Annotated in this window: 3 protein-coding genes; all 3 read right to left on the minus strand. The window is 39.5% G+C overall.

Going from position 1 to position 4,600, the window contains the following annotated elements:
• Window positions 1-490: 490 nt before the first annotated feature.
• The 3 genes from pgl to pgi all read right to left on the minus strand — a co-directional run bounded on the left by pgl (window position 491) and on the right by pgi (window position 4,594).
• Window positions 491-1,201 (minus strand): 6-phosphogluconolactonase, encoded by a 711-nt coding sequence (pgl, locus tag L1D46_RS19705; RefSeq protein WP_130051884.1) that lies wholly within the window; start codon window positions 1,199-1,201, stop codon window positions 491-493.
• A 5-nt stretch (window positions 1,202-1,206) separates the two neighbouring features.
• A complete protein-coding gene (zwf, locus tag L1D46_RS19710) occupies window positions 1,207-2,679 on the minus strand; it encodes a glucose-6-phosphate dehydrogenase (protein ID WP_130051885.1) in 1,473 nt (490 codons plus the stop codon).
• 268 nt (window positions 2,680-2,947) lie between these two features.
• Window positions 2,948-4,594, minus strand: a complete 1,647-nt coding sequence (gene pgi / locus L1D46_RS19715; RefSeq protein ID WP_239978095.1) for a glucose-6-phosphate isomerase — start codon at window positions 4,592-4,594, stop codon at window positions 2,948-2,950.
• Window positions 4,595-4,600 lie beyond the last annotated feature (6 nt).

Below are 4,600 nucleotides of genomic sequence, written 5' to 3' on the forward strand. Positions count from 1 at the left end.
GATATAACTAATGTTTAATATTGAGTTTTTAAGAATTGTTACAAATAAACGGCGCAAATATAGCATGACTGTTATCGCAGATGAAAAGACCTGAGGAGTGAGATTTTGACAATAACTAAAAATAACATCTATTTTTGTAAGCTTTAGTTTCCACTGAGCAATTATTAACCATAACTAAAAGTTATATAAAACCTTTTAACTAACAATAAATTAGCTTAATAAACTTGCTTGTTTCCAAAAGCATGCTGTCATGGACAAATTTTTTTAACTTTTTCTGGGCAGAATGAGCTAAAGGAATGCTGAGAATAAAAATCAATAACAATGACAGCGTTGTCATTTTTAATTATATAGAGCCCTTTTGTTCTTGTCTAACACTTTATAGCGTTATTTAAAGAAAGCGTATTGATTCAAATGAATCACAAAAAGTGATTATTTAAAAACAAAAAAGCGAGCATAACAGCTCGCTTTTAAAGTTAGGTTTAATCTGCTTTTAAGGGGCCCAATAAACTTCAATATTGATATGTGGGTGATTCAATACTGCACGTAAAGGCATATCAGCAACTGCCCCTCCCTCTTTCGCTTGCTTATAAACAGCCAGTTTTTCTTCACCGCTAATTAAAAGCTTCACTACTTTAGAATCTGCGATAGCAGATAAAGTTAACGTCATACGCTCGGTGATTTTACCAGTCACATCACTTTCAATAGCGTTAATTGCACATACTAAATCATCTGTCGCAAGGCCGTGTTCTAGACCTTCAGCATGAGGGAAAAGAGAAGCCGTATGACCATCAGGACCCATGCCTAAAATTGTCACATCAAAAGGACGCTTTAATGCTTTGTATGCAGCTTCACATTCAGCTACACCGTTTTGTGCCGTTAATGCGTCATTTTTCATTGTTACAAAATTAGCTGCAGCGCCATGGTTTTGTAATAGCGTGCTTTTGATAAAAGCTTCATTACTTTTTTCATGATCAGCATCAACCCAACGCTCATCAACCATAGCAACATCAATGTTTGCCCAGTCAAGGTCAAGGTTTGATAAGTGTTTATAAGCAGGTGCTGGCGATGAGCCACCCGATACCATCAGTACCGCGCGACCATCTTCTTTAATACCTGCAACAAGGCTTTGCTCAAGGCTTGAAGAAAGCTCAGCTGTTAATTCGTCTTTGTTTGCAAAGAATTTTTCAACAATTGTTGCCATCTTAATTACGCCTTATCGCCTGTGTTAAACCATACATGGTTGTTTTCTTCTAACAATTCATCAGCATCTTCTGGGCCCCATGTACCTGCACGGTATAAAGATGGTGCACCTTTTTCTTGCCAACGTTCAATGATTGGGTCGATCCACTTCCATGCCTGACGAACTTCATCACGGTGAATAAACAGTGATGGATTATTTGCAGCTGCATCTAACATTAAGCGCTTATAAGCATCAGAATGGAAACCATTACTGTATGCCTGTGATAACTCAATGTTCATCGTCACTGGTTCTAATTGCATCTCAAGATTATCAAGGCGCTTAGACATCAGTGTTAATTGAATTGTTTCTTCAGGTTGTAGGCGAATAACAAGACGATTTGGCTCAATATTACCTACATTGTCTGTATAAACATTGTGTGAAACTTTTTTGTATTCAACAACGATTTCAGCACAACGCTTTTTCATACGTTTACCAGTACGTAGGTAGAAAGGCACGCCAGCCCAACGCCAGTTGTCGATATGCGCACGAATAGCAACGAAAGTTTCTGTTTTACTTGCGCCTTCGTTTAGCTCTTCTAAATAACCTGGGACGATTTTACCGTCTAAGTTACCTGGCACATACTGACCACGTACAATGTTCGCATCCACATCTTCAGCCACTAACGGACGTAACGACTCAAGTACTTTCAGTTTTTCAGTGCGGATACTGTTAGCATTTAATTTGTTTGGTGATTCCATCGCTACTAGGCAAAGTAATTGTAGCAAGTGGTTTTGTACCATATCACGTAATGCACCCGCTTTATCGTAGAAACCAGCGCGGCTTTCTAAACCAACAGTTTCCGATAGGCTGATTTGGATGTTATCGATTGATTTAGCATCCCAAAGGTTTTCAAACAGTGAGTTTGAAAAACGCAATGCCATTAGGTTTTGTACAGTTTCTTTACCTAAATAGTGGTCAATGCGGAAAATTTGTTCTTCACTAAAGTACTCTGCAATTTTCGCATTAATGGCTTCAGCTGATTCACCACAGTAACCAATTGGTTTTTCAACAACAACACGTGATGTTTCTGTGATCAGGCCTTTCTTAGATAAGATTTCACAGCAGCTACCGTATACTGCAGGCGGTAATGAAAGGTAAAAAACACGAGACTTATCAGCGTCGTGTTCATTAAGGATATCTCTTAGTTTATCCCAGTCATCATCTGCTTCAGTCACATTTGATACAACTGGCACAAGGTAAGCAGAAAAAGCTTTCCAATCTTTTGCGTTGTATTCACCTTTACCTAAAAAGTCCTGTAAGGCTTTGTGCGCTGTTTCGATATATTCTTTACGTTTGCTTTCTTCGCGTACCGTAGGCAGGATACGAGAACCTTGAGGAAGGTTGCCCTCTTGATAAGCGCGATACATTGCAGGAAGTAACTTGCGTAGCGCAAGATCACCGCCGCCCCCAAAAATTACGATATCAAATGGATTTAACATATATCACTCTCTACATTGGCAATGCCATGTTAATCGACTCATTCAGTATGGCAGTGCGTGTTGTTATCTGGTTGATTGGCTGTGTTAGATGATCCCTTTAACAAAGCCTGTTGAATTTGTTTGTAAGTAGCTCACTCATTATTCTTATGTTGGCTGAAGTAAATGAGTCTTAGGGGCTCTGTAAATCCTCTCACAAAAATACAGGCCCTAAGAACTCCAGCGCTACCCGTTCAAAGGTATTCTGTTTGCAGCAGCTGCTGCGAATCTGTTACTGCTTACGATGTGTCTTATAGTAAGCGATCAGTCCGTTGGTTGAGCTATCGTGTGGATGACTAACTGAGTCATCAAATAGTTCAGCTTCAATTTTCGAGGCAAGTCCTTTACCTAGCTCTACACCCCATTGGTCAAATGAACAGATTTCTAAAATAATGCCTTGGCAGAAAATTTTGTGCTCATAAAGCGCAATTAAACGTCCTACCGTTTTCGCATCAACTTTATCTAATAACATTGACGTTGTTGGGCGATTGCCTTGGTGAATCTTGTGATTCAATAATTCTGCAATTTCTGCTTCAGATTTACCTTTTGCGGTCAAATCAGCAGTGACTTGCTCTGCATCAACACCGGCCATCATCGCTTCGGTTTGTGCAAAGAAGTTTGATAATAAAATATCATGGTGCTTACCAACATTTACTTGCGGCTCAATTGAAGCAATAAAGTCAGCAGGCACAATTACATTACCTTGGTGCAGACATTGGTAAAATGCGTGTTGGCCATTGATACCTGTCATACCCCAAATAATAGGAACCGTCGTATAAGGAACAGTTTCACCAGCAAAAGTAACATGCTTACCGTTACTTTCCATTTCACCTTGCTGTAAATACGCAGGTAACATGTGTAATGCTTGGTCATACGGTAAAATTGCTTGTGCTGTATAACCTAAAAAGCTAGTGTTCCATACACTTAAAAGCGCCATTAACAATGGTACGTTATTTTCAAATTCAGCATTTTTAAAATGCTCATCAATTTCAAACGCACCTTCTAGGATCTCTTCGAACGCGTCGAAGCCTAGGTACAAGGCGATTGGTAATCCTATCGCACTCCATAAAGAAAAGCGACCGCCTACCCAATCCCACATTGTGAATACGTTTTCATCAGCGATACCAAAGGCCGCTGTTTTTTCTAAATTGGTGCTTACAGCAACAAAGTGCTTAGCAATATGCTCTTGAGCTTGGGCTGTTTGTAGAAACCACTCAACAGCCGATTTAGCGTTAGTCATAGTTTCTGAGGTCGTAAACGTTTTAGATGAGATAACAAATAATGTTGTTTCAACGTCTAAACCTTGTAAAACAGATGCAATCTGAACACCATCAACATTAGATACATAGTGAACATTTAATGTGTCATCAGCATAAGCAGCAAGCGCTTCTGTTGCCATTTGCGGACCTAGGTTTGAACCACCCACACCAATTGCAACAACATCTTTCACAGCTTTACCTGTGTAGCCTAACCACTCACCACTGCGCACTTTGTTAACAAACGCTTTCATTTTAGCAAGCTCTGCGTTAACAGCGTCCGTTACATTTTCGCCATCAACCATTACAGCAGTGTTAGCGCGGTTACGTAAAGCAGTATGAAGTACAGCACGGTCTTCAGTAATGTTAATTTTCTCACCACTGAACATTTTGTCTCGCCATGCGCTAATGTCACACTCTTTCGCTAAAGCAATTAATTGTTCAAAAACAGTTTTATTAATTTGTTGTTTCGAGTAATCGAATAATACACCTGGGATCTGAGCAGAGAATTGCTCGAAACGCGTGCTATCTTTGGCAAATAAATCTTTAAGATGAATTTGTTTCATCTTTTTGGCACTTTCAGATAGTGCTTGCCAACTAGCTAATTGCGAACGGCTGCTCATATATAT

This window comes from Pseudoalteromonas sp. Isolate3, from assembly GCF_022398505.1.
GTDB lineage: Bacteria > Pseudomonadota > Gammaproteobacteria > Enterobacterales > Alteromonadaceae > Pseudoalteromonas > Pseudoalteromonas apostichopi.